This window comes from Thauera sp. DNT-1 (genome assembly GCF_055393985.1).
This window is the reverse complement of record NZ_AP043752.1, coordinates 1,217,456-1,242,067: the sequence shown is the minus strand read 5'-3', so window position 1 is coordinate 1,242,067 and position 24,612 is coordinate 1,217,456. Positions and strand designations below refer to the sequence as shown.

General features: G+C 69.5%; 25 protein-coding genes. 15 read left to right on the top strand and 10 right to left on the bottom strand.

Annotation, left to right across the window (positions count from 1 at the left end; translation table 11 throughout):
• Window positions 1-142 precede the first annotated feature (142 nt).
• Window positions 143-1,000, top strand: coding sequence for a cache domain-containing protein (locus ACZ5PP_RS05795; protein WP_004324241.1), 858 nt, complete (start codon window positions 143-145; stop codon window positions 998-1,000).
• A gap of 164 nt (window positions 1,001-1,164) precedes the next feature.
• Here the strand turns inward: ACZ5PP_RS05795 and ACZ5PP_RS05790 are convergent, their stop codons facing one another.
• The gene (locus tag ACZ5PP_RS05790; protein WP_004324239.1) at window positions 1,165-2,010 is read right to left on the bottom strand and encodes a substrate-binding periplasmic protein; all 846 of its coding nucleotides are present in this window, start codon (window positions 2,008-2,010) and stop codon (window positions 1,165-1,167) included.
• Window positions 2,000-2,449 carry a cytochrome c-550 PedF gene (gene pedF / locus ACZ5PP_RS05785; RefSeq protein WP_012585679.1) on the bottom strand — a complete coding sequence of 150 codons (450 nt, stop codon included), beginning with the start codon at window positions 2,447-2,449 and terminating at the stop codon, window positions 2,000-2,002. Before pedF ends, ACZ5PP_RS05790 begins: the two co-directional genes overlap by 11 nt.
• Before the next feature lie 288 nt (window positions 2,450-2,737).
• Between pedF and ACZ5PP_RS05780 the strand changes: the two genes are divergently transcribed.
• The 10 genes from ACZ5PP_RS05780 to ACZ5PP_RS05735 all read left to right on the top strand — a co-directional run bounded on the left by ACZ5PP_RS05780 (window position 2,738) and on the right by ACZ5PP_RS05735 (window position 11,579).
• A complete protein-coding gene (locus ACZ5PP_RS05780) occupies window positions 2,738-4,837 on the top strand; it encodes a sigma-54-dependent Fis family transcriptional regulator (RefSeq protein WP_464826861.1) in 2,100 nt (699 codons plus the stop codon).
• Window positions 4,838-4,967: 130 nt separating this feature from the next.
• Window positions 4,968-5,447, top strand: coding sequence for a 4Fe-4S dicluster domain-containing protein (locus ACZ5PP_RS05775; protein WP_004300497.1), 480 nt, complete (start codon window positions 4,968-4,970; stop codon window positions 5,445-5,447).
• A gap of 12 nt (window positions 5,448-5,459) precedes the next feature.
• On the top strand, window positions 5,460-7,307 hold the full coding sequence (locus ACZ5PP_RS05770; protein ID WP_004300498.1) for an aldehyde ferredoxin oxidoreductase family protein: 1,848 nt from the start codon (window positions 5,460-5,462) through the stop codon (window positions 7,305-7,307).
• 231 nt (window positions 7,308-7,538) lie between these two features.
• Complete coding sequence (locus ACZ5PP_RS05765) at window positions 7,539-8,828, top strand: NAD(P)/FAD-dependent oxidoreductase (RefSeq protein WP_464826860.1); 1,290 nt, start codon at window positions 7,539-7,541, stop codon at window positions 8,826-8,828.
• A 22-nt stretch (window positions 8,829-8,850) separates the two neighbouring features.
• Window positions 8,851-9,108: a sulfur carrier protein ThiS gene (thiS, locus tag ACZ5PP_RS05760; protein WP_004300500.1), complete on the top strand. Its 258-nt coding sequence runs from the start codon at window positions 8,851-8,853 to the stop codon at window positions 9,106-9,108.
• Between the two features lie 3 nt (window positions 9,109-9,111).
• Window positions 9,112-9,420 carry a hypothetical protein gene (locus ACZ5PP_RS05755; protein ID WP_004300501.1) on the top strand — a complete coding sequence of 103 codons (309 nt, stop codon included), beginning with the start codon at window positions 9,112-9,114 and terminating at the stop codon, window positions 9,418-9,420.
• A gap of 33 nt (window positions 9,421-9,453) precedes the next feature.
• The gene (locus ACZ5PP_RS05750) at window positions 9,454-9,741 is read left to right on the top strand and encodes a DUF1330 domain-containing protein (protein WP_004300502.1); all 288 of its coding nucleotides are present in this window, start codon (window positions 9,454-9,456) and stop codon (window positions 9,739-9,741) included.
• A gap of 113 nt (window positions 9,742-9,854) precedes the next feature.
• A complete protein-coding gene (locus ACZ5PP_RS05745; protein WP_012585674.1) occupies window positions 9,855-10,559 on the top strand; it encodes an ABC transporter permease in 705 nt (234 codons plus the stop codon).
• A gap of 8 nt (window positions 10,560-10,567) precedes the next feature.
• Window positions 10,568-11,302: an ABC transporter ATP-binding protein gene (locus tag ACZ5PP_RS05740; protein ID WP_004300504.1), complete on the top strand. Its 735-nt coding sequence runs from the start codon at window positions 10,568-10,570 to the stop codon at window positions 11,300-11,302.
• Window positions 11,303-11,327: 25 nt separating this feature from the next.
• Window positions 11,328-11,579, top strand: coding sequence for a hypothetical protein (locus ACZ5PP_RS05735; RefSeq protein ID WP_004300505.1), 252 nt, complete (start codon window positions 11,328-11,330; stop codon window positions 11,577-11,579).
• Window positions 11,580-11,613: 34 nt separating this feature from the next.
• Here ACZ5PP_RS05735 and moaC read toward each other — a convergent pair whose 3' ends face one another.
• The gene (gene moaC / locus ACZ5PP_RS05730; protein ID WP_012585665.1) at window positions 11,614-12,102 is read right to left on the bottom strand and encodes a cyclic pyranopterin monophosphate synthase MoaC; all 489 of its coding nucleotides are present in this window, start codon (window positions 12,100-12,102) and stop codon (window positions 11,614-11,616) included.
• 123 nt (window positions 12,103-12,225) lie between these two features.
• Here moaC and ACZ5PP_RS05725 point away from each other — a divergent pair, with 123 nt between their 5' ends.
• Together ACZ5PP_RS05725 and ACZ5PP_RS05720 are read left to right on the top strand one after the other, a co-directional pair.
• Window positions 12,226-13,665 carry a M48 family metalloprotease gene (locus tag ACZ5PP_RS05725; protein WP_012585664.1) on the top strand — a complete coding sequence of 480 codons (1,440 nt, stop codon included), beginning with the start codon at window positions 12,226-12,228 and terminating at the stop codon, window positions 13,663-13,665.
• A 106-nt stretch (window positions 13,666-13,771) separates the two neighbouring features.
• On the top strand, window positions 13,772-14,002 hold the full coding sequence (locus ACZ5PP_RS05720) for a sulfurtransferase TusA family protein (protein WP_004300518.1): 231 nt from the start codon (window positions 13,772-13,774) through the stop codon (window positions 14,000-14,002).
• 221 nt (window positions 14,003-14,223) lie between these two features.
• Here ACZ5PP_RS05720 and ACZ5PP_RS05715 read toward each other — a convergent pair whose 3' ends face one another.
• The 4 genes from ACZ5PP_RS05715 to ACZ5PP_RS05700 form a co-directional block, all read right to left on the bottom strand.
• A complete protein-coding gene (locus ACZ5PP_RS05715; protein WP_012585663.1) occupies window positions 14,224-17,208 on the bottom strand; it encodes a valine--tRNA ligase in 2,985 nt (994 codons plus the stop codon).
• Between the two features lie 204 nt (window positions 17,209-17,412).
• Window positions 17,413-18,162, bottom strand: a complete 750-nt coding sequence (locus ACZ5PP_RS05710; RefSeq protein ID WP_004300520.1) for a hypothetical protein — start codon at window positions 18,160-18,162, stop codon at window positions 17,413-17,415.
• Window positions 18,159-18,599: a DNA polymerase III subunit chi gene (locus ACZ5PP_RS05705; protein ID WP_004300521.1), complete on the bottom strand. Its 441-nt coding sequence runs from the start codon at window positions 18,597-18,599 to the stop codon at window positions 18,159-18,161. Before ACZ5PP_RS05705 ends, ACZ5PP_RS05710 begins: the two co-directional genes overlap by 4 nt.
• A gap of 19 nt (window positions 18,600-18,618) precedes the next feature.
• The gene (locus ACZ5PP_RS05700; protein ID WP_004300522.1) at window positions 18,619-20,118 is read right to left on the bottom strand and encodes a leucyl aminopeptidase; all 1,500 of its coding nucleotides are present in this window, start codon (window positions 20,116-20,118) and stop codon (window positions 18,619-18,621) included.
• Window positions 20,119-20,256: 138 nt separating this feature from the next.
• Between ACZ5PP_RS05700 and lptF the strand changes: the two genes are divergently transcribed.
• Entirely contained in the window at window positions 20,257-21,339 is a 1,083-nt protein-coding gene (lptF, locus tag ACZ5PP_RS05695; RefSeq protein ID WP_004300523.1) for an LPS export ABC transporter permease LptF, read from the top strand.
• 79 nt (window positions 21,340-21,418) lie between these two features.
• Window positions 21,419-22,495: an LPS export ABC transporter permease LptG gene (gene lptG, locus ACZ5PP_RS05690; RefSeq protein WP_004300525.1), complete on the top strand. Its 1,077-nt coding sequence runs from the start codon at window positions 21,419-21,421 to the stop codon at window positions 22,493-22,495.
• Between the two features lie 224 nt (window positions 22,496-22,719).
• Here the strand turns inward: lptG and rplS are convergent, their stop codons facing one another.
• The 3 genes from rplS to rimM all read right to left on the bottom strand — a co-directional run bounded on the left by rplS (window position 22,720) and on the right by rimM (window position 24,612).
• Entirely contained in the window at window positions 22,720-23,127 is a 408-nt protein-coding gene (rplS, locus tag ACZ5PP_RS05685) for a 50S ribosomal protein L19 (RefSeq protein WP_004300527.1), read from the bottom strand.
• Window positions 23,128-23,224: 97 nt separating this feature from the next.
• On the bottom strand, window positions 23,225-23,974 hold the full coding sequence (trmD, locus tag ACZ5PP_RS05680; RefSeq protein ID WP_464827047.1) for a tRNA (guanosine(37)-N1)-methyltransferase TrmD: 750 nt from the start codon (window positions 23,972-23,974) through the stop codon (window positions 23,225-23,227).
• Between the two features lie 119 nt (window positions 23,975-24,093).
• Complete coding sequence (gene rimM / locus ACZ5PP_RS05675) at window positions 24,094-24,612, bottom strand: ribosome maturation factor RimM (protein ID WP_004300530.1); 519 nt, start codon at window positions 24,610-24,612, stop codon at window positions 24,094-24,096.

Below are 24,612 nucleotides of genomic sequence, written 5' to 3'. Positions count from 1 at the left end.
GGGGGCCGCAGGCCGCGGCGCCGCACTCCCCGCGGCCCGGACGCGATGGCGCCCGGGCCGTGTCGTGTCGGGACGCCGCATGCGTGGCTGCGGTCGCGCCGCGAGAAAGAGGCAGGTTTTTCGGCAACATGGAGCATTTCCGATGACAAAGTTACAGCTATCCAGCTTCGCCACCGCGGTCGTACTCGCGGTCGGCGTCGGTACGGCCGCGCATGCGGCTGAGCGCGCGACACCGCGCGAGGCGCGCACGATGTTCGAGCAGGCCGTGCGCTACATGGAGGAGAACGGCCCCGAGCGCGCGTTCGCGGCCTTCAACGATCGCCAGGGCGGGTTCGTGCGCAAGGACCTCTATGTCTTCGCGATCGACGACAAGGGTGTGTATCAAGCCAGCGGCGCGGCGCCCGAGGCGCTGGTCGGGCTGAAGGTGCTCGACACCACCGACGCGGCGGGCAATCCGCTGTTCCGCGAGATGATCGACGCCACCCGCGTCAGCCAGGAGGCGACGGTGCGCTACGTGTGGCTGAACCGCGCGAGCAACAAGGTCGAGCCCAAGGTCAGCTATGTGCGCAAGGTCGGGCAGTACGTGGTCGGGGTGGGCTACTCGGCGCCACGCGCGAGCGCGGACGATGCGCGCGCGATGCTCGAGCGTGCGGTCGCGGTGGCGCGCGGCGAGGGTGGCGCGCGGGCCGCGGCGCGCTTCAACGACCGCCGTGGCGACTTCGTCAAGGACGACCTCTACGTGTTCATGGTGAACATGGAGAGCGGCCGCTTCGAGGCGATGGGCATGAACCCCGCGCTCTCGGACACCGACGCGCTCGGCCTGCGCGACGCCGCCGGCAATCCCCTGATCGCCGAGATGATCGCCCGGCTGCAGCAGGCGGACGAGGCCACCGTCGATTACGTGTGGCGCAATCCGGTCACCAACGCGGTGGAGCACAAGCGATCCTACGTCCGCAAGGTGGGCAAGTCCCTGGTCGGCGTGGGGCACTATCTCGAGTAAGTGCAGGGTGTTGCTCCACCATGGAGCACATGCTCCGTGGTGGAGCAATATGGAGCAGAAAAAAGGGCCCGCGATGCGGGCCCTCTTCATTGGCGGGTGGATTGTCGGAGCGAATCTGCGCGGCTGGGGCGGCGTGGGCGTGCGAGCCCGGCTGCCCCGAAGGATCAGGGGGTGCGCTGTCTGACCCCGTGCGCGGCGAAGATCCTGCCCAGCTCGCCGGAGCGCTGCAGCTCGGCGATCGCCCCCGACAAGGCCTGCTCCAGGCCGCTGTGCTCCGCCTTGACGGCCATGCCGAGCGGCCAGGAGGCGACGCGCAGCTCGGGCATCGACAGGGTGTCGAGCGCGATCGCGGCGTCGCCGCCGATCGCCGTCTCCAGCTCGGAGCGCGCGCCCATCACCGCGGCGATCTCGCCGCGCTTCATCGCCGCCACCGCCTCGCCCACGTTGCGGAAGTGCGCGACGTTGGGCTGCAGGCGCCCGCCCAGGATGTGGCGCAGGAAGTCGCTCGCATGCGAGTCGAGCTCGGCGCCGATGCGTTCCTGCTCGAACACCGCGAAGCTGGCGTCGGCCGAGCCCCCCGGTGCGGGCACGCGCTCGGGCAGGCGGGCGAGCGCGATGGTCTCGAGGTGGTAGGGGCCGAAGATCTTCACCTGCTTGTTGAGTGCTGCGAAGCGCGGGTCGACGGGCACGTGCAGCATGACGTCGCCCGGCTTGTGGCCGAGGTAGTGGCCGCGCCAGACCATGTTGCGCAGGTCGTCGTTCATGTTCTCGTCGGCGGGAAACTCCACGACCTGCGGCTGCAGGCCGAGGCGCTCGGCGAGCGCGCGCCCGAGTGCGATATCGATGCCCTTGCCGGCGGTCGACCAGGGCGCGAAGTTGGCATAGACCGCGACGCGCAGCGTGCCCGGCTGCTGCAGCTCGAGTTCGGCCGCGGCCGCCCGCGCCGGGCTGGCGGCAAGGACGGCGAGCGCGCCGGCGGCGAGCAGGAAACGGCGGCGATCAGTTTTCATGGACGGTCTCCAGCCAGGCGCGGATGGCCCACATGGCCTCCTGGGTCAGCATGCCCTCGAAGGGCGGCATATAGACCGCGCCGTTGCGGGTGACACCGTTGCGCACCTTGCCGATGAAGAACTCGTCGGTGCCGTCGTCGGCGACGTCGAGCAGGCGCAGGTCGGGGGCGATGCCGCCGGAGACCGCGCCGAGGCCGTGGCAGCGCGCGCAGTTCTGATTGAAGGCGGAGTCGCCGATGCGGATCGCCTCCTTGTTGCCGCGGTAGGGGTTCACCGTGACCCAGGTCCCGCCGAGCTGCTTGAGCGAGGACGTGTCGACCGCCTGCGGCGTGACGTCGCCGTGGGCATGGGCCAGCGCGCTGGCGGCTGCAAGGGCGATCCCGGTCGCGGTGATGGCCAGGCGCTTGCGCAGGTTCTCCTTGATGGTACGAGTGTTCACCTTGTCTTCCTCTTCGATGTGGTGGTGTTTGGATCCGCTCCGGTTCACCCCGGATGGGAGTCCTACTGCAATCCCTGTGCCATGCGTTGCGCGCCTGCGCCGGGGCGATCGGCCCGGGCTTCCGGCCATGGCCTTGCGAAAGCGCTGGCAGGATTCCTGCTTACTTCCCCGCCGACGGAGCAACGGATTTGTTTCGATCCGCATCAGCTGCTACGTTTTGAATCGAAGTTCGAGATCGACAAGAGGCGGCCGGCAGGGCGACACCCTGCACGGCGGCCCGGAGGAGACATGGAAGCGAAGCAGAATGCACCGGCGGCACGGGCCGTCGGAGAGCGGACGATCGATCTGGCGCGCAGCCGGTTCTTCGCCGAGGGGCGGCAGCCCGAGGCCGGCGTGTCGCCGGCCATCCTGGAGTCCTGGCTGCGCTGCCGGGATTTGGGCCTGGACACCGCCAGCCGCGTGGCGGCCGAGAACGCGGGTCGCCTGCAGCTGGCGGAGGCGCGCGAAGGCAACCGCAGCCTGCTCGATTACGCCAGTGGGGTCATGGAACACGTGTTCGAGCAGATCCGTGCCTCGGGCAGCCTGGTGATCCTGTCCGACCCGCAGGGCATGATCCTGCACAGCCTGGGCGACGCGGAGTTCGTCGATCGGGCGAGCCGGGTGGCGCTGCAGCCGGGCGCGTGCTGGAGCGAGGCGGCGCGCGGCACCAACGCCATCGGCACGGCGATCGTGACCGAAGCCCCCACCGTGGTGCTCGGCGGCGAGCACTACCTCGACCGCAACGGCTTCCTGTCCTGCACGGCCGCGCCGATCCGCGATCCGCGCGGCGCGCTCGCCGGCGTGCTCGACGTGTCCTGCGAGCAGCGCATGCACCAGCGTCACTCGCTCGGACTGGTACGCTTGTCCGTGCAGCTGATCGAGAAGCGCCTCTTCGAGGCCGAGTTCGCCAACCACATCCTGGTCGCCTTCCACGAGCGCCCGGAGTACGTCGGCAGCCTGCAGGAAGGACTGGTTGCGGTGACGCCTGAGGGCCACCTGGCCGGTGCCAACTCGATCGCGCGCGAGTGGATCGGGCGTCGCGTCGAGTGCGGAGGTGGGGCCTCGTTCGCGGAGCTGTTCCGCCAGGGGCTCGGAAAGGTGGTCGACCGGGCGATGAGTTCGAGCGACGCGCTGATCCGGCTGGGACTGCGCGATGGTTCCGAGATCCACGTTCAGCTGCGCTCGCTGCGCCCGCGCTTCACCGCCTTCGGCTCGGCCCAGGCCGGGGAGGGCATGCGCACGTTTGCCGCGGAATCCAGCCCGGCGGCGGTCGGCTCCGCACCCCCGGTGTCGGCGCCGGCGCCTGTGTCGGCGCCGCACGGGCCGATCACGCTCCACGATCTCGCCACCGGGGACGCGGGTATCGGGCGGGCGGTCGATCGTGCGCGGCGCATCCTGGGCAAGGACATTCCGCTGCTGATCCAGGGCGAGTCGGGCGTGGGCAAGGAGCTCTTCGCCCAGGCCTTCCACAACAGCGGGCCGCGCGCCGACAAGACCTTCGTCGCGCTCAACTGCGCCGCGGTGCCGGAGACCCTGATCGAGTCGGAGCTCTTCGGCTACGTCGGCGGCGCCTTCACCGGCGCGCGCAAGGAAGGCGCGCTCGGCAAGATCCAGCAGGCCAACGGTGGCACGCTCTTCCTCGACGAGATCGGCGACATGCCGCTCGGCATGCAGGCGCGCCTGCTGCGCGTGCTGCAGGAGCGCTGCGTGACGCCGGTGGGCTCGGTCAAGTCAATCCCGGTCGACATCTCGCTGGTGTGCGCGACCCACCGCGTGCTGCGCGATGCGGTAGCGCGCGGCGAGTTTCGCGAGGACCTCTACTACCGGGTCAACAGCCTCACCGTGACCCTGCCCGCGCTGCGCGAGCGCAGCGACATCCGCTGCATCGTCGAGCGCATCCTGGCCGCGGAGTGCCGCGAGGCCGGGCTGCAGGGCGTATGGATCGGCGACGAGGTCATGCGCTTCGTCGAGCGCCACGGCTGGCCGGGGAACGTGCGCCAGCTGCAGAACGTGATCCGCGTCGCGGTCGCGCTGCTCGACGAGGGCGAGCGCGAGATCCGGCCCGAGCATCTGCCCGAGGACCTCTTCCTCGCCGATCCGGTCGACGGCGGCAAGACGCCGCCGGCGGCCCACGCGGGGCCGCTCGTGGCGGCGGCGAGCGCCGCGCTGCCGCTGGCGGCCGACGCGCCGCCGATTTCCGCCGCGAAACGCCTGGACCAGCTCGAGATCGAGTTGATCGAGCGCGTCATGCGCGAGGTCGGCGGCAACCTGTCGGCGGCGGCGCGCACGCTCGGGGTCAGCCGCAACCGCCTCTATCGCAAGCTCGGCCGCGCCGGCGGGGTGTCCTGAGTGGGGTAATCCCGCCTTGCCCGCGGGCAGGTATGACTTATGCTTGTACTTGCATAGGTGAGCAGTGGGGCGTACTGCCCGCAGCACTGTGACCGAGCGCAGGAATCGATAAACGACAAGGAGACGATCGATGTGGAAAGCACTGCACATTGATCCCGCGAAGTGCACCGGCTGTCTGCAATGCGAGATGGCCTGTTCCTACGAGCACACCGGGGTCATCAATCCGAGCAAGTCGCGCATCAAGGTGTTCAACTTCGAGCACGAGGGCCGCAAGGTGCCCTACACCTGCACGCAGTGCACCGAGGCCTGGTGCCTGAACTCCTGTCCGGTGGATGCGATCCGCATCGACCTGTCGACCGGCGCCAAGATGGTGTTCGAGGACACCTGCGTCGGCTGCAAGGTGTGCACGATCGCCTGTCCGTTCGGCACCATCAACTACAACCAGGACAGCGGCAAGGTGCAGAAGTGCGATCTGTGCGAGGGCAACCCCGCCTGCGCCAGCGCCTGTCCGACCGGGGCGATCACCTATGTGGACGCCGACTGGACCGGCATCGACAAGATGCGCGCCTGGGCCGCGAAGGCCAACACCCCGGCTTCGGCCGCTGCCTGAGGAGGATGCGTCATGGGATGGAATCGCAAAGTCCTGCGCGTGAACCTCACCGCAGGGACCTGTACCGAAGAAGCGCTGAACATGCAGTGGGCCGACGAATACCTCGGCTCGCGCGGGCTGGCCACCAAGTACCTGGTGTCCGAGATCGACCCCAGGGTCGACCCGCTGTCGCCCGACAACAAGATGATCATGGCCACCGGGCCGCTCACCGGCACCATGGCCTCGACCGGTGGCCGCTACACCGTGGTCACCAAGGGGCCGCTGACCGGCGCCATCGCGTGCTCGAACTCGGGCGGCTTCTTCGGCGCCGAGATGAAGTTCGCCGGCTGGGACATGGTGATCTTCGAGGGCAAGTCGGCCAAGCCGGTATGGCTCTACATCGAGAACGACAAGGCCGAGCTGCGTGACGCTTCCGGCCTGTGGGGCAGGAGCTGCTGGGAAACCGAGGAGAAGATCAAGGAGCAACTCCAGGACCCGCTGGTGCGCATCTCCTCGATCGGCGTCTCGGGCGAGAACCAGGTGCTCTATTCCTGCATCGTCAATGACCTGCACCGTGCCGCCGGGCGCTCCGGCGTGGGTGCGGTGATGGGCTCGAAGAACCTCAAGGCGGTGGCGATCCGCGGCACCAAGGGCGTCTCCGGCATCAAGGACTTCGGCGCCTTCCTGAAGGCCACGAACGACGCCAAGAAAGTGCTCGCCGACAACGCGGTCACCGGCCAGGGCCTGCCCAAGTACGGCACCCAGGTGCTGATGAACGTGATCAACGAGATCGGCGCGCTGCCCACGCGCAACCACCGCGACGTGCAGTTCGAGGACGCCTCGAAGATCTCCGCCGAGGCCATGCACGAGAAGCGCGCGTCCGACGGCAAGACCCACCTCGTCACCAACGCCGCCTGCTTCGGGTGCACGATCGCCTGCGGGCGCATCTCCGAGATCGACAAGACCCACTTCACGGTCAAGAACAGCCCGAAGTACTGGGGCGCCTCCGGCGGTTTGGAGTACGAAGCGGCGTGGGCGCTTGGCGCGGCCAACGGGGTGGGCGACCTCGAGGCGCTGCAGTACGCCAACCTGATCTGCAACGAGCAGGGCATGGACCCGATCTCCTTCGGCGCCACCGTCGGTGCGGCGATGGAGCTCTACGAGCTGGGGATCCTTACCGACGAGAAGATCGGCATGGCGGCGCCCTTCGGCTCGGCCGAGGCGCTGGCGAAGATGGTCGAGATGACCGCGCTCGGCGAGGGTTTCGGCAAGGAGCTCGGCCTGGGCAGCAAGCGCCTGTGCGAAAAGTACGGCCGCCCCGAGCTGTCGATGAGCGTGAAGGGGCAGGAATTCCCCGCCTACGACTCGCGCGGCATCCAGGGCATGGGCCTGGCCTACGCCACCTCCAACCGCGGCGCCTGCCACCTGCGCGGCTATACCGTGGCGTCGGAGGTGCTCGGCATCCCGGTCAAGACCGACCCGCTCACCACCGAGGGCAAGCCCGAGCTGGTGAAGGCCTTCCAGGACGCCACCGCGGTGTTCGACTCCGCCGGGATCTGCGTGTTCACCAGCTTCGCGTGGACCCTGGCCGACGTGCAGCCGCAGGTCGCGGCCGCGTGCGAGGGCGACTGGAGCATGGAGAAGCTCAACGAGGTGGGCGAGCGCATCTGGAACATGGAGCGCATGTTCAACAACGCCGCCGGCTTCACCGCCAAGGATGACAACCTGCCGCCGCGCCTCACCCAGGAACCGGCCAAGACCGGCCCGGCCAAGGGCCTGGTCAACGGCCTAGCGAAGATGCTGCCCGAGTACTATCAGGTGCGCGGATGGACGCCGGGTGGCGAGCCGACCGCGGAGACACGGGCACGCCTGGGCCTGTGATTCAGCAAACGCCCATGGACGCCCCCGCGGGCGCCCATGGCGCTGGATTGCCCTGCAGGAGCGGAGCCAGCCGCGAGGTTTGAACGGGCGCGGTTGGCGCCGCGCACGCTCGGCCCGATCCGAAGGGCGCGCGGCTTGCGCCGCTCCTACGGGGCCCGGATCACCCGGATTACCTGCGATCGCCTTGCCGCGGCCTGTCTTCCACGCCGCGGTTCGCTAGAGGACGCTGCAATGAAACACCTGATTCTCGGCAACGGCCCCGCGGGCGTCGTTGCTGCCGAAACCCTGCGCAAGGTGGCGCCGGCCGACGACATCCTGATGGTCGGCCACGAGGACGCGCCGCCGTATTCGCGCATGGCGATTCCCTACCTGCTCGAAGGCAACATCGACGAGTCGGGCACCTGGCTGCGCAAGGACCCCGGCCACTTCGAGCGCCTGCGCATCCGCCAGCTGCGCGGCCGCGCGGTCGCGCTCGACGCCGACAAGCGCAAGGTGCTGTTCGACGACGGCCACTTCGAGCACTACGACCGCCTGCTGATCGCCACCGGCTCGCATCCGGTGCGCCCGCCCATCCCCGGCGTGGACCTGCCCTCGGTGCACACCTGCTGGACGCTCGCCGACGCGCGCGCGATCGCCGCCCATGCCAGACCCGGCGCGCGCGTGCTGCAACTGGGCGCCGGCTTCATCGGCTGCATCATCATGGAAGCGCTCGCCAAGTGCGGCGTGCAGCTCACCGTGGTGGAGATGGGCGACCGCATGGTGCCACGCATGATGACGCCGAAGGCTGGCGGCATGATCAAGCGCTGGGTCGAGGAGAAGGGCATCCGCGTGCTCACCTCGGCGGGCGTGCAGCGCATCGACCGCGGCAGCGAGGCCGGTTCCGATGCGCCGCTGGTGGTGAGCCTGTCCACCGGCGACCGCCTCGACTGCGACCTGGTGATCGTCGCCGCGGGCGTGGCGCCCAACGTCGGCTTTCTCGACGAGACGCCGGTGCATGTGGCCAAGGGCGTGCTGGTCGACGACCACATGGAGACCAGCGTGCCCGGCATCTTCGCGGCCGGCGACGTGGCCGAGGCGCCCGACCTGTTCACCGGCGCGCACCTGGTGTCGGCGATCCAGCCCAACGCCGCCGACCAGGCGCGCATCGCCGCCACCAACATGGCGCGCGACCGCGTCCACGAGTCGCGCCTCAACGGCGTGCTGGCCATCAATGTGCTCGACACGCTCGGCTTGATCTCCTCGTCCTTCGGCCAGTGGTGGGGCGAAAAGCCCGAGGCCGGCGGCAGCGGGGTCGAGATGGTGGACGAGGCGCGCTACCGCTACCTGAGCCTGCAGTTCACGGACGACGTGCTGGTCGGCGCCACCTCGATCGGGCTCACCCAGCATGTGGGCGCGCTGCGCGGGCTGATCCACGGCCAGGTGAAGCTGGGCGACTGGAAGGAGCGCCTGCTCGCCAACCCGCTCGCCTTCGTCGATGCCTACGTCGCGCGCAGCCAGCAGCCGATGGCGCTGGCGCGCTGAGGGGACGATCCTGGAGACTCGCGTGACGATCCGCATCGCCTTCAAGCTCTTCGCCTCGCTGTCGGACTATCTGCCCGACGGCCACCGTGGCAACCGCCTCGAACTCGAGGTGGACGAGGGCACCACGGTGGCGGAGATGATCCGGCGCTACAACGTGCCCGAGCGCAGCGCGCATCTGGTGCTGGTGAACGGACACTTCGTGCCGCCCTCGGAGCGCGCCCGCAAGCGCCTCGCCGAGGGCGACGAGCTCGCCATCTGGCCGCCGATCGCGGGCGGTTGAGCAGTGGCGTTCATCAATGGCCCGGTGCCCGAGTCCTTCGAGCGCCGGGTCACCGCCACCGCGCGCGAGTTCGAGCGCGACCTGCGCCAGGCCTGGCCGGGGGTGGAGGGCGGCGCGGCAAGCCTGCGCTTCCGCCTGCAGGACGGCGCGCAGCGCCTGGTCATCGACATCGAGCCTGCCGGCGTGCGCCGCCTGGGTCTGTTCGAGCTGCCGCAACTGATCGTGCGCTACGGCTTCGGTCCGGGCGAGGAAGCCGCGCGCCGCGCCTTGCTGGCGCGGCTCGATCGCGCGATGCAGAAGGGCGGCGGTTGATCTGCAGCACAATCGATTTCTGGAAGCCCGTCCATGAGTGAAGCATACGTCGTCGGCCATATCACGGTGAAGAACGCGGAGATGTGGGCCGAATACCGCAGCAAGGTTCCGCAGACCTTGGCCCCCTGGGGCGCGGAGCTGGTGTTTCGCGGCCGGCAGGTGGCCGCGCTCGCGGGCGAAAGCCCCCACCCGGACATCGTCGTGATCCGCTTTCCCAGCGTCGCGGCGGTGAACGACTGGTTCTCGTCGCCAGCCTATCAGGCCCTGATCCCGCTCCGGGAGCAGGCGGCGGACGTGCTCCTGCTGTCCTACGAAAGCTAGCCGCGGGCGCCTTTCGCACCGGCCTCCGACACCAGCGCGCGCCGCGGCGGCGCCCGGCTGAAGCCGCTCCCGGCGTTCCGGCCGGCGTCGGCTTTCGGTTATCCTCCCCGCCGATGTCCGCCTTCGCCGCCACCTTCTCCGATGCGCTGTCGCTGCTTGCCCATTTCGACCACACGGTGCTCGAGATCGTCGCGCTGTCGCTGCAGGTCAGCGGCGCGGCGGTGGTGCTCGGCACGCTGATCGGCCTGCCGCTCGGGGCCTGCATCGCGGTCGGGCGCTTTCCGGGCAAGACCACGCTGTCGGTGCTGATCAACGGCATGATGGGCCTGCCCTCGGTGGTGGTGGGCGTGGTGGTGTACCTGATCCTGTCGCGCTCGGGGCCCTTCGGCGCGCTCGGCATGCTGTATTCGCCGGCGGCGATGGTGGTGGCGCAGACCCTGCTGGTGGTGCCGTTGATGGCGGCGATCACCCGCCAGGTGGTCGAGGACGTGTGGGCGCGCTACGCCGAGGAGCTGCAGGTGATGCGCTTTTCGTGGTGGGACAGCGTCACCACGCTGCTGCACGACTGCCGCCACTCGCTGGTGGTGGCGGTGCTCGCGGGCCTCGGACGGGCGATGAGCGAGGTGGGCGCGGTAATGATCGTCGGCGGCAACATCGACGGCGCCACCCGGGTCATGACCACGGCGATCGCGCTCGAGACCAGCAAGGGCGATCTGGCGCTGGCGATCGCGCTCGGCATGGTGCTGATCGTGATCATCCTCGCGCTCAACGCGCTCGCCTACGTGCTGCGGCAGTGGGCGATGCGTCGCTTCGGGTGAGGTCCGCGATGCCCATCTTCCCCCTCTCCATCCACGACCTGCGCTTCGCGCCCAACGGGCGGGAGGTGCTCGCGGGCGTGGATCTGGAACTGAGCGAGGAGGGCATCACCCTGGTGCTCGGCCCCAACGGCGCAGGCAAGAGCGTGCTGCTGCGCACGATCTGCGGGCTGATCGAGCCGAGCTCGGGCAGCATGGCCTGGGGCGGGGCCGGCGGTACGCGGCCGCAGCAGGGCGTGATGATGGTCTTCCAGCGCCCGATGATGCTGCGCATGGCCGTGCTCGACAACGTCGTCCTCGGGCTCAAGCCGCTCGGCGTGGCGGGGGCGGAGCGGCGCCGGCGCGGCCTGGAGATGCTGGAGCGGGTCGGCCTCGCCGACCGCGCCGGCGACAGTGCGCGCCAGCTCTCCGGCGGCGAGCAGCAGCGTCTCGCGCTCGCGCGCGCCTGGCTGACCAGGCCGCGCCTGCTGCTGCTCGACGAGCCCACCGCCAGCCTCGACCCCTCGGCGAGCGCGGCGGTCGAGCGCATCATCCGCGAGATCCGCACCGACGGCACGCGCATCCTCATGGTCACTCACAACCTCGGTCAGGCGACTCGCCTGGGCGACGACATCGTCTTCATGGCGGGCGGCCGGGTGTGCGAGCACACCCCGGTGCGCGCCTTCTTCGCCCGTCCGCGCTCGGAGGAGGCGCGCCTCTTCATCCAGGGAGAATTGCCATGGCGGATGCGTTTTCAGGGAGCATGAGATCGACGCTGCGGGAGGCGGCGCGATGAGTCCGGTGGCCGCCCGTCTGCCGCTCGTCGCGCTTGCCCTGTTCGGGCTCGCAGCCGTGTCGCTCGGGGCCGCGCTGCTGTGCTTCGCCGGTCTCGGCGCGCTCCTGCACCCCGCCTTGTCCGACCCGATGGCCGGGCTGGCCTTCCTCGTCTCGGCGATCGCGCTCGCCGGCACCGGCGCCTTCCCCTTGGTCTTCGCGCGTCTCGCGCGGCGTGATGCAGGCCCCCAGCCGCCGCCCGGCGCCTGAGGCCTCGCTCCTCACGCCCGACGCCGCGCCCCCCTCACGCCTTCCAGTGCCCCGACTTGCCGCCCAGCTTCTCCATCAGCTGGATGCCCTCCATGCGCATGCCGCGGTCCACCGCCTTGCACATGTCGTAGATGGTGAGCAGGCCGACGTTGACCGCGGTGAGCGCCTCCATCTCGACGCCGGTGCGGCCGACGGTCTCGGCGGTGACCGTGCAGCGGATGGCGTGCGCGGCCGCGTCGAGCTCGAACTCGACCGCGACGCGGGTGAGCGGGATGGGGTGGCAGAGCGGGATCAGCTCGCTGGTGCGCTTGGAGGCCTGGATCGCGGCGATGCGGGCGATGCCGAGCACGTCGCCCTTCTTCGCGCTGCCCGACTTCACCATGTCGAAGGTGGCGGGCAGCATGTGGATGCGGCCGGTGGCGACCGCGACGCGGCGGGTTTCGGCCTTGGCACCGACGTCGACCATGTGGGCCTGGCCGTCGGCGTCGAAGTGGGTCAGCGGACTGGATTCCGGAGTGCTCATGGTGGGGCAGGGCAGAAGATGCGGGTGTGCCGCGGCGGCAATCGCCACGCGGCGGGAGGCGCCGCTACACGTCGATACATCGGCGGGGGAACGGGCGCGGATCGGCGGGTATCATAGCATCCGATGATGCGCCGACCCCTCGCCCTGCTGCTCAGCCTCGCGCTGGCCCTGCCTGCGCCGGCCCCCGTGCTCGCCGCCGATCTGCCCGATCTCGGCGACGTGGCCGCGTCCGAACTCTCTCCCGCGGCCGAACGCAAGATCGGCGAACAGATCATCCGCGAGATCCGCTGGCGTGACGCGGCCTATCTCGACGATGCGGAGGTCGAGGAGTACGTGAACCGCCTCGGCCAGCGCCTCGCCGCGGTGAGCAACAACCCGGGACTCGACTTCGACTTCTTCGTCGTGCGCGACGCCACGCTCAACGCCTTCGCGCTGCCGGGCGGCTTCATCGGCGTGCACACCGGGCTGATCCTGGCGGCGGAGGGCGAGTCCGAGTTCGCCTCGGTGCTCGGCCACGAGATCGCCCACGTCACCCAGCGCCACATCGCGCAGATCGTCGGCAAGCAGAGCCAGTCGGCGATGCTGATGATCGCCTCGATGCTGGTCGCGGTGCTGGCCGCGCGCAGCAACTCGGATGTCAGCACCGCGGCGATCGCTGCCGGCCAGGCCGGGGCGATCCAGTCCCAACTCGGCTACACCCGCGCCTTCGAGCGCGAGGCCGACCGCGCCGGCCTCGAGACCCTGGACAAGGCCGGGCTCGACGTGCGCGGCATGCCCGGCTTCTTCGAGCGCCTGCAACGCAACACGCGTGTGTACGAGAACAACGCGCCGGCTTACCTGCGCACCCACCCGCTGACCACCGAGCGCATCGCCGACATGGAGAACCGCGTCGCGGCGATGCGCTATCGCCAGGTGCCGGACTCGGCGGATTTCCGCTTCGCGCGTGCCAAGCTGCGCGCCAACGCCGGCCAGCCCGCCGAGGCGGTGCAGGAGCTGGAGGACCGCCTCGCGCGCGAGCCCAAGGACGAGGCGCTCGCCTACGGTCTCGCCCGTGCGCTGATGCGCGCCGGTCGCCTCGACGAGGCCGAGGCCCGCCTGCAGCCGCTGCGCGCGAAGGCGGCGGGCCTGGCCTGGGTCGAGGGGCTGGCGGCGGAGATCCGTCTCGCGCGCAACGACGCCGGGGGCGCGATCCGCATCCTCGAGGCCGCGCAGAAGCAGTTTCCGTCCAGCCGCAGCGTGAGCTACGCGCTCGCCGATGCGCGCATCCTCGGCGGACGGGCGGACGTCGCCGCGACCGAACTGCGCCGCCGCATCGACAACCGCAGCGGTGATCCGCGCCTGTGGCAGCTGCTGTCGCGCGCCTACGCGGCCCTCGGACAGCGCACCGAGCAGCACCGCACCCAGGCCGAGGTGTACTACCTGCGCGGCAGCCTGCCGGCCGCGATCGAGCAGCTTGAGATCGCGCGCAGGGCCAGCGATGGCGACTTCTATACCCTGTCGGCGGTGGATGCGCGCCTGCGCGAGCTCAAGCAGCGCCTGCTCGAGGAAAAGCGCGAGCGCTGAACGACCTCGCGCCGCATGTCGCGCAGCGTGACGGGCGCGCCTTCCGGGGCGCAATGCCATCCTTTAGAATCGGCCGCCTTCAACACGACCCAACCAGGGAGCGGGGATGAGATACGACAAGGAAGTGGATGCGCGCGGGCTCAACTGCCCGCTACCGATCCTGCGGGCCAAGAAGATGCTGTCCGAGATGCAGAGCGGACAGATCGTCCGCGTGCTGGCGACCGATCCCGGGTCGATCAAGGATTTCCAGGCGTTTGCGCGCCAGACCGGCAACGAGTTGCTCGGCCAGGGTGAAACGTCCGACAAGGCCTACGAGTTCTTCCTGAAGCGGAAGTAGTTTTCGGCGCTTGCCGGAGTTCCGCGCGGGCTGGGGCGCCGCATCGCGACTCGCGTCGCTCCCACGGGCGCTTTCGGTAGGAGCGACGCAAGTCGCGATTTCGGCGCTGGAGGAAGCGAAGCGCTACGGCATTGGTAGGAGCGACGCAAGTCGCGATTCCGGCGTCGGAGGAAGCGCGACGCGCATTTGAACGGAATGCACGCGCGCCCTCCGTGCGGCCATCAGCCCCCCAGCTTGGCGAGCTGCGGCTTGAGCTTGCCCACCGTGGCCTTGAAGCCCGCCAGGCGGTCGCGTTCCTGCTGCACCACCGCGGCCGGCGCGCGGTCTACGAAGCTGGCGTTGCCGAGCTTGCCTTCGGCCTTGGCGATCTCGCCCTCCAGGCGGGCGATCTCCTTGCCCAGACGCTCGCGCTCGGCGGCGACGTCGATCTCCACCTTCAGCATCAGGCGGGTCTCGCCTGCGACCGCGACCGGGGCGAGCTCGTCGGCGCCGATCTCGTCCACGACCTGCACCTCGGCGAGCTTGGCGAGGCCGGCGAGGTAAGGCGCGTACAGCGCCAGTGCCGCCTTGTCGCCCGCGGCCACCAGCGGCAGGCGCTGCGCCGGGGAGATGTTCATCTCGCCGCGCAGGTTGCGGCAGGCGTAGATCATCGCCTTGAGCTCGGCGACCTTGGCCTCGGAGGCCTCGTCGATGCGCTTGGGCTCGGCCTGCGGGTAGCGCGCGCGCATGATGCTGTCGCCTTCCTTGCGCCCGGCGAGCGGGGCGACCGTCTGCCAGAGTTCTTCGGTGATGAAGGGGATCAGCGGGTGTGCCAGGCGCAGCACGGTCTCGAGCACGCGCAGCAGCGTGCGGCGGGTGGCGCGCTGCTGCGCCGGGGTGCCCGACTGGATCTGCACCTTGGCGAGCTCCAGGTACCAGTCGCAGTACTCGTCCCAGACGAACTCATACACCGCACGCGCGACCAGGTCGAAGCGGTAGGCCGCGAAGTGTTCTGCGACCTCGGCCTCGGTGCGTTGCAGGCGCGACACGATCCAGCGGTCGGCGAAGGAGAAGTCGAGCACCTCGGTGGAGCAGGCGACGGTCTCGCCGATGCCGCAGTCCTGGCCCTCGCAGTTCATCAGCACGAAGCGGGTGGCGTTCCACAGCTTGTTGCAGAAGTTGCGGTAGCCCTCGCAGCGCGCGAGGTCGAACTTGATGTCGCGGCCAGGGCTGGCGAGCGAGGCGAAGGTGAAGCGCAGCGCGTCGGTGCCGAAGGCGGGGATGCCCTCGGGGAATTCCTTGCGCGTCTTCTTCTCGATGCTCTGCGCCTGCTTCGGGTTCATCAGGCCGAAGGTGCGCTTCTTGATGAGTTCGTCGAGCGCGATGCCGTCGATGAGGTCGATCGGGTCGAGCACGTTGCCCTTGGACTTGCTCATCTTCTGGCCTTCCGCATCGCGGATCAGGCCGTGCACATACACGTGCTTGAAGGGGATCCTGCCGGTGATGTGCTTCGTCATCATCACCATGCGGGCGACCCAGAAGAAGATGATGTCGAAGCCGGTGACGAGCACGGTGGAGGGCAGGTAGAGGTCGAGCGCGTCGTTGCTCTTCTCCGGCCACTCGGCGGTCCAGTCGAGCGTGGAGAACGGCCACAGCGCGGACGAGTACCAGGTGTCGAGCACGTCGTCTTCCTGGCGCAGGCGGCCGGCGTCGTGGCGGGCGTGGAGCAGGGCGAGGCGCTCGGCGATCTCGGGGTACTGCTCGGCGGTCTGGCCTTCGCGCTGGCGCGTCTGCACCTCGGCGTCGAGGGCGTCGATGCCGAGCTGCAGGTCGGCCTTCCAGGCGCGGATCGCCTCTTCCTCGCAGGTGGCGACGTAGATGCGGCCTTCCTCGTCGTACCAGGCCGGGATGCGGTGGCCCCACCACAGCTGGCGCGAGATGCACCAGTCCTGGATGTTGTTGAGCCACTGGTTGTAGGTGTTGACCCAGTTCTCGGGGTAGAACTTGATCTCGCCCGAGGCCACGACCTCGAGCGCCTTGTCGGTGATCGACCTGCCGTCCGCGCCCGGCTTGCTCATGGCGACGAACCATTGATCGGTCAGCATCGGCTCGATGACGACCCCGGTGCGGTCGCCGCGCGGCACCTGCATCTTGTGCGCCTTGACCTCGAGCAGCAGGCCGAGCGCCTCGAGCGCCTCGACCACCTTCTCGCGCGCCGGTACGCGGTCGAGCCCGACGACGCCCGCCGGCATCGGCACACCCTCCAGGGTGACGCCGTCGGCGGTGTAGCGCTCGGCCACCGCGGGCACGGCGCCTTCGAGGGTGAGCACGACGATGGTGTCGAGCTTGTGGCGCTGGCCCACCGCGTAGTCGTTGAAGTCGTGCGCCGGCGTGACCTTCACGCAGCCGGTGCCGAACTCGCGATCGACGTAGTCGTCGGCGATGATCGGGATATGACGGCCGGTGAGCGGCAGCTCGACGGTCTTGCCGATGAGGTGGGCGTAGCGCTCGTCCTCGGGATGCACCATCACCGCGACGTCGCCGAGCAGGGTCTCGGGGCGGGTGGTGGCGACCGTCAGGCCTTGCAGGTCACCGATGGGGCCGTCGGAGAACGGATACAGGATGTGGTAGAGCTTGCCGTCCTCTTCCTCCGACACCACCTCGAGGTCGGACACCGCGGTGCCGAGCTTGGGGTCCCAGTTCACCAGGCGCTTGCCGCGGTAGATCAGGCCCTCGTTGTAGAGGCGCACGAAGGTCTCGGTGACGGTGCGCGACAGGCCCTCGTCCATCGTGAAGCGCTCGCGCTTCCAGTCCGGGCTGGTGCCGAGGCGGCGCATCTGGCGGGTGATGGTGCCGCCGGAGTATTCCTTCCACTCCCACACCTTCTCCAGGAAGCGCTCGCGGCCGAGGTCGTGGCGGCTGACGCCCTGGGCGTCGAGCTGGCGCTCGACGACGATCTGGGTGGCGATGCCGGCGTGGTCGGTGCCCGGCTGCCACAGCGTGTTGTCGCCGCGCATGCGGTGGTAGCGCGTGAGCGCGTCCATGATCGTCTGGTTGAAGCCGTGCCCCATGTGCAGCGTGCCGGTGACGTTGGGCGGCGGCAGCAGGATGCAGAAGGCGGCGGGGTTCGACTTGTCGAGCCCGGCGTCGAAAAAGCCGCGGGATTCCCATTCCGGGTACCAGCGACGTTCGATGTCGGCGGGCTCGAAGCTCTTGGCCAGTTCCATGGTGTTCTACGCGCGTGAAGGCAAAGCGCGGATTATAGCGGATGGAGCACCGGCGCCCCGGTACGAGCGCGCCATGGGGCGGTGTCGCGCCCTTCTCCCCTGCCGAACCGCGGTGGTCCGCCGTGGGAGCGACGCGAGTCGCGATTGCGGTGGCCGTCCGGCCGCAGCACAAGGCAGCGGTCCCGTTCGCGACTCGCGTCGCTCCTACCGGGCAGGCGGAACGTCGTGGGGACGGTCGTCGAACAGGCTGCTGACGCGTGCAGAGATCCCGGGCAGCAACGTGGCGCGCAGGTGGGCGAGGGCTTCGTCCTGGATGCGCTCGCCGAGGCGCTCGAGTTCGCGGGCGATGATCTGCGGCAGCTCGCGCGCGGCCCATTCGTCGATTTCGCGCGCGATCGCGGTGTCGAGCTCGACCAGGCGTTCGGCGAGCTGCTGCTCTTGCGCCGCGGCGCTCCGTGCCGGTGGCGATGCCGCCGCGGATTCGGCGGCGGAGGGCGCGGACTGCGGGTGGGGTGTCTGCGGCGCGGGCGGTTCGGGCTGCGTGACGGGCTCCGGCGCTGCATCGCGCACTGTCGACGCGGCAGGCTCCCCCGCAGGCGTGAATTGCGCCGCTGCAAGGCTGCGCACGAAGGACGGCATGGCCGCCGTGCTCGCCACCGCGGCCGCCGCGAACGGCGCCTCGACCGGCTGGAAGATTTCCGCAGGCAGATCGAGGTCGTCGACGACCTCGGTCAGGATCGGCAGGTCGTCGTCGTCGAAGGCCTGCATGGTCGCGGGCGAGATCGCCGGCGCGGCATCGGCGGGCTCGGCGGGGCCCGCGCCGCCCGGCGATGGTGTGCGGGGGGAGGCTGGCGTGGCGTCCCCGCGATGGCGGCGCAGCAGCGCGTCGGCCTGGCCGAGCAGGTCGTCGGCGCGCTCGAGTTCGTCGTCGGAGTCGTCTTCCCAGCCTCTCACAGCGCCACCCTGCGTTCGGCGTCGAAGGCCTTCAGTTCGTAACCGCGCTGCCGGTAGGCGGCCCAGCGCAGGCGGGCGGCGTGCACTTCGGCGGCGTCGCGGCCGACGATCTCGACGACCATGCGAAACCCTTCCGCCTCGGCGGGAACGTCGTCGGCGAGGTTGAACAGCATGTCGGCGTGCGGCCACGGGCAGGGCTCGCCGGCTGCGCCCAGCACCACCGGGGTCTCCGCGGCCAGCGCCGACCCGACGCCGACGTGGGGCACGAAGTCGAGCGGCACCGCGGTCCATAGCGCCTGGTCGAGTCGGCGCAACTGGGTCGCGTCGGTGCAACGCAGTGCCACCTTGCGGCCGCGTGCGTGCGCCCCGGCGGCCAGCTCGTGCGCGAGCGCGAGGCGGTCGGGGGTGTTGTGATAGAACTGCACGCGCGGGGCCATGGCGGCCGCCGGCCGGCGCTCAGGCCGCATGGGCGCGGGCGCGCCCGATCAGGAAGCTGCTCAGCAGCGGCACCGGGCGGCCGGTCGCGCCCTTGGCATCGCCCGACACCCAGGCGGTGCCGGCGATGTCGAGGTGGGCCCACTTGTAGGCCTTGGCGAAGCGCGACAGGAAGCAGGCCGCGGTGATCGTGCCGGCGTAACGGCCGCCGATGTTGCCCATGTCGGCGAAGTTGCTCTTGAGCAGTTCCTGGTATTCGTCCCACAGCGGCAGCTGCCAGGCGCGGTCACCCGACTCGGTGCCACGGCGCAGGATCTCGGCGGCGAGCTCGTCGTCGTTGGCGAGCAGTCCGCTCGGGATCTTGCCGAGCGCGACCACGCAGGCGCCGGTGAGCGTGGCGATGTCGATCACGCACTCGGGCTTGAAGCGCTCGGCGTAGGTGAGCGCGTCGCACAGGATCAGGCGGCCCTCGGCGTCGGTGTTGAGCACCTCGATGGTCTGCCCCGACATCGAAGTGACGACGTCGCCGGGCTTGGTGGCGCCGCCGCCGGGCATGTTCTCGGTCGTGGGGACGAGGCCGACCAGGTTGATCGGCAGGCCCATCTGCGCGACCGCCTTGAAGGTGCCGAGCACGCTCGCGGCGCCGCACATGTCGAACTTCATCTCGTCCATCTCGGCTGCGGGTTTGAGCGAGATGCCGCCGGTGTCGAAGGTGATGCCCTTGCCGACGAGCACGACCGGCTTCGCCTTGGCCTTGCCGCCCTTGTAGTGCATGACAATGAACTTGGGCGGCTGGTGCGAGCCGCGCGCCACGGACAGGAAGGAGCCCATGCCGAGCTTCTCCATGTCGTCGCGCTCGAGCACCTCGACGTCGAACTTGTACTGCTTGCCCAGGGACTCGGCCGTTTCCGCCAGGTGGGTGGGAGTGCAGTGGTTGCCGGGCAGGTTGCCGAGGTCCTTCGCCAGCGCCATGCCGCTGGCGATCGCGTGGCCCTGCAGGACGGCGGTGTCGAGCTCGGCGCCGAGCTCGCAGCTCACCAGCAGGCAGAGCTTCTTCGCGCCACGCTCCTTCCGGGTCTTCTTGTCGGACTTGAGTGCGTCGAAGCGGTAGGCGCCGTCGGCGAGGATGCGCGCGGCCTGCTGCAGCCGCCACGCCATGTCGCGACCGGAGAGCTCTGCGTCGGCGAGCGCGACCACGGCGTCCTTCGCCGGCCCGGCGGAGATCGCCTTCGCCGCGGCGGCGAGCGCGTCGCGGTACGCCTTGTCGCCGAACTCGTCGTGCTTGCCCAGGCTCACCAGCAGCACGCGCTCGGCGTGCACGCCGGGCAGGTCATGCACCAGCAGCGTGGCGCCCGCCTTGTCCTCGAGGTCGCCACGCTTGATCAGGGCGGCCAGGCGGCCTTCGGCAGCACCGTCGGCCGCGGCCGAGAGGGCGGGGAGACGGCCTTCGGCAAACGCGCCGAGTACCAGCAGGCCAGTCTTGAGCTTGGCCGGGCTGCCGGTCTTTATGGTAAATTCCATGCGTTTTTCCTTGTTTGGATGCCTGGTTTCGATTGCCGAAGATTATGGCGCGTTCGCAACCGGGGCGTCAAAAACGCTTCCCATCCACATCCGCCGCGGCCTGCCGCCCGGCCTCATCCCGGTATCGACCCCCGCCCGATGATCTTCCGGCGCGCCCTGCAACGGGAATTCGCGCAGACGGCCGCCGCGGTCTTCGTGGCGCTGTTCGCGATCCTGATCTCCACCGTGCTCATCCGCCTGCTCGGCCAGGCGGCGGGCGGGCGCGTGCCGCCCGATGCCGTGGTGGCGCTGATCGGGTTTGGCGCGCTTGCGCAGCTGCCCACGGTGCTGACGCTCACCTTGTTCATCGCCATCCTGGTGTCGCTGTCGCGCAGCTACCGGGATTCCGAGATGGTGGTGTGGTTCGCCTCGGGTGTGCCCCTCACCGCCTGGATCCGGCCGGTCCTGATGTTCGCGCTGCCCGTCGTGCTGGTGGCCGGTGGCGGCTCGCTCTACCTGACGCCGTGGTCACAGCAGAAGAGCGCGGAATACCGCGAGCGCCTGGAGAATCGCGACGATACCCATCGCGTCGCGCCCGGCGTCTTCCGCGAGTCCGCGAGCGCGCAGCGGGTGTTCTTCGTCGAGGTCGGCGCCGGCGAGGATGGCCGGGTGCGCAATGTCTTCGTCAGCGAGCAGACCCGCAGCGGCCAGTTGGTGGTGATCGCCTCGGCCGAAGGCTACCTGCGCGGCGATGCGGACGGCCGGCGCTTTGTCGTGCTCGAGAAAGGGCGGCGCTACGACGGGACCCCGGGTACGCCCGAGTACCGGGTAATGGAGTTCGATCGCTACGAAGTGCAGGTCGAGCAGAAGCAGGTCGCGGGCCAGCAGGCACGCATCCGCGCGCTTCCGACCGCGGTGCTGCTCGCGCAGCCCGAGCCGCGCGGCCTCGGCGAACTCGTCGGCCGCTTCGGCGTGCCGGCGGTCGCGTTGCTGCTGGCCTTGATGGCGATCCCGCTGTCCTTCGTCAATCCGCGCGCCGGGCGTGCGAACAACCTGCTGGTGGCGCTGCTCGTGTACCTGCTCTACAGCAACGCGATTTCCGTGTTCCAGTCCTGGGTTGCGCAGGGCAAGCTGCCCTTCGTGGCCGGATTGCTGCTGCCCCACGTGGTGGTGCTGGCGGTGCTGGCGCTGATGTTCCACAAGCGCCTGGCGATCTCGCCGTTCTGGCGGAGGCGTGCATGAGCGCACCCGCACGGCCGCCCGAAGGGAGGCGCTCGGCGCCCTCCCGAAGGATGTCGCCCGGCGGCAGGAGGGGAGTCCGGTGAGTCCGGTTCTGCTGCGCTATCTCGCGCGCGAGATCTTCGCCGCCAGTGCGCTGGTGCTGGTGGCCTTTCTCGGCCTGTTCGCCTTCTTCGACTTCATCAACGAGCTCGAGGACGTGGGCAAGGGCGGCTACACGCTCTACCAGGCCCTGGTGTATGTCGGACTCACCCTGCCGGCGCGGGTGTATGAGCTGATGCCGATCGCGGTGCTGATCGGCACCCTGTATGCGCTGGCGACCTTGGCGAAGAACTCCGAGATCACCGTGATGCGAGCCTCGGGGATGTCGAACGCGCTGCTGACGAGCGTGCTCGGCCTGATCGGCGGAGTGTTCGCCGTGCTGATCTTCCTGGTCGGCGAATACGTGGCGCCGCCCGCGGAGGCCGCCGCGGAGGAGTGGAAGCTCACCGCCACGCAGGCGACCGTCTCGCAGCAACTGCGCTCGGGCCTGTGGGTGAAGGACGGCCGGCTCGTGCTCAACGTGCGCACGCTGATGCCCGACCGCAGCATGCGCGGTGCGCGCATCTATGCCTTCGATGAAGACTACGCGCTCGAATCGATCGCCGAAGCGGCGACCGGCGTGTTCGACGGCAGCGGGGAGTGGAAGCTGCTCGACGTGCAGCGTACGCGCTTCCACGGCGATCGCACCGAGATCGAGCGCCTGCCCGAAATCCGCTGGCGTTCGGAGCTGACGCCGGAGGTGCTGGGGGTGCTCATGGTGTCGCCCGAGCACATGCCCTTCGGTCGCCTGTGGACCTACATCAACCACCTGCGCGACAACAACCAGAACGCCGACCGCTTCGAGATCGCGCTGTGGAAGAAGCTGATCTACCCCTTCACCGCGTTGGTGATGATGGCGTTGGCGATGCCCTTCGGTTTCATCCACGACCGCATGGGCGGCGCGAGCGCGCGCATCTTCATGGGGGTGATGCTGGGCGTGGGCTTCCACCTCCTCAACGGCCTGTTCTCCAACCTCGGCATGATCAACGCCTGGCCGCCCTTCATGGCTGCGCTGACGCCCAGCCTGATCTTCCTCGCGGCCGCGTTCTGGCTCATGCATCGCGTCGAACGGCGCTGAGCAGGGGGCCACGGAGGAGGCGTCCCGGCGCGTGTCCAGGCGTCGCAATCGCGACTCGCGTCGCTCCTGCAACGGACTCCCAGCGCCGCAGCCGCGCCGCAGGAGCGACGCAAGTCGCGATCGACGGGCCGGCGTGGCCGCGCCTGCCAAGCCCCGCCGCGCGGCTGCGGTGAACGAAAAAACGGGCCCGAAGGCCCGTTTCGATGAAGCGAACGCCGGAGCGATCAGGCTTCCTGTTGCTGCTGGGCGGCACGCTTGGCGGCGGCGGCCTTGTAGTCCAGCTTTTCCTTGATGCGCGCCGACTTGCCCGAGCGCTGGCGCAGGTAGTACAGCTTGGCACGACGCACGTCACCGCGACGCTTGACCTCGACGCCGGCGACCAGCGGCGAGTAGGTCTGGAAGGTACGCTCGACGCCCTCGCCCGAGGAGATCTTGCGGACGATGAAGGAGGAGTTCAGGCCGCGGTTGCGCTTGGCGATGACCACGCCTTCATAGGCCTGCAGACGCTCGCGGTTGCCTTCCTTGACCTTCACCTGGACGATCACGGTGTCGCCGGGACCGAACTCGGGGATGGTCTTGCCCTGCGAGACGCGGGCCATTTCTTCCTGTTCGAGTTGCTGAAGCAGGTTCATTGCAGATACTCCGTCGATGTTATCGGCCTTCGCCTCTTGCGTCGGCCTGGCCGCAGAGCAGGTCGCAACCTGATGCGCGCCGTTTGTGAAAGGACGCTCAGCCGCGCTGGGGTTCCAGTGCGTCCTGCGTCCCGGCTTGCTCCTGCCTGAACTCTTCAAGCAGTTTCAATTCGGTCTTGCTGAGCTGGCGCGCCGCGAGCAGGTCGGGGCGGCGCAGCCAGGTGCGGCCGAGCGACTGCTTCAGGCGCCAGCGGCGGATTGCCGCATGGTTGCCCGACAACAGCACCTCGGGCACGCGTTCGTCTTCGTACCGCTCCGGCCGCGTGTAGTGCGGACAGTCCAGCAGGCCGTCGGCGAAGGAATCCTCCTGCGCCGAGCCGGCGGTGTTCAGTGCGCCGGGCAGCTGGCGCACGATCGCGTCGAGCAGCACCATCGCCGGCAGCTCGCCGCCCGACAGCACGAAGTCGCCGAGCGAAAGCTCTTCGTCGACCTCGCGGTCGATCAGGCGCTGATCCACGCCTTCGTAGCGCCCGCACAGCAACACCAGCGCGGGCTCGGCGGCGAGTTCCAGCACCACCTCCTGCTCCAGCCTGCGCCCCTGCGGCGACAGGTAGATGACCCGCCCGCTACGTCCGAGCGCCCTTTCCTGCGCCGTGCGTGCGGCGCGGATCGCCTGCATCAGCGGCTCGGCCAGCATCACCATGCCGGGGCCGCCGCCGTAGGGGCGGTCGTCCACCGTGCGATGCGGATCGCTGGTGAAGTCGCGCGGGTTGTGGAACCCGAGCGCGTACAGCCCGCGATCGATCGCCCTCCGCGTGATGCCGCTGCCGGTGAGCGCGGCGAACATCTCGGGGAAGAGGGTGATCACGTCGTATCGACGCGGGCCGCCTGCAACGCCCGAAGGGCTCGCCTGCTGTGTTTCGCCTTGCGGGCTCTGCGGATTCACCGGCCTTCCACAGTCCCGTGTTACCAGTCTTTCTGCCAGGCGACCCGGATGCGCCGCGTGGCCAGGTCGACGTCGAGCACGTAGGCGGCGACGAAGGGGATCAGGCGTTCGACCCCCTCTTCACCTTCGCCTTCACGCACCTGCAACACGTCGTGCGCGCCGGTCGAGATCAACCCTGCGACCGTGCCCATCGCTTCACCCGCCTCGTTCTCGACCGCCAGGCCGACGAGGTCGCCCCAGTAGTACTCGCCCTCGGCAGGCTTGGGCAGCGCCTCGCGCGGCGCGGCGATGTAGAAGCCGTCGATCGCCTCGGCGGCGCCCCGGTCGGATATCTCGGCCAGTGCGGCCACCAGCCCCTTGCCGTGCGGCCGGCAGGCGCTCAACGTGTATTGCTTCCACGCCTCGGCGGGCGCGTCGTCGTCGCTGCACAGCCACCAGTGCGACATATTCCGCCACGAGGCGGGGTCGTCACCGAAGGGATGGATCTTGATCCAGCCCTGAACGCCAAAAGGGGCGACGATGCGCCCCAGTACGATCAT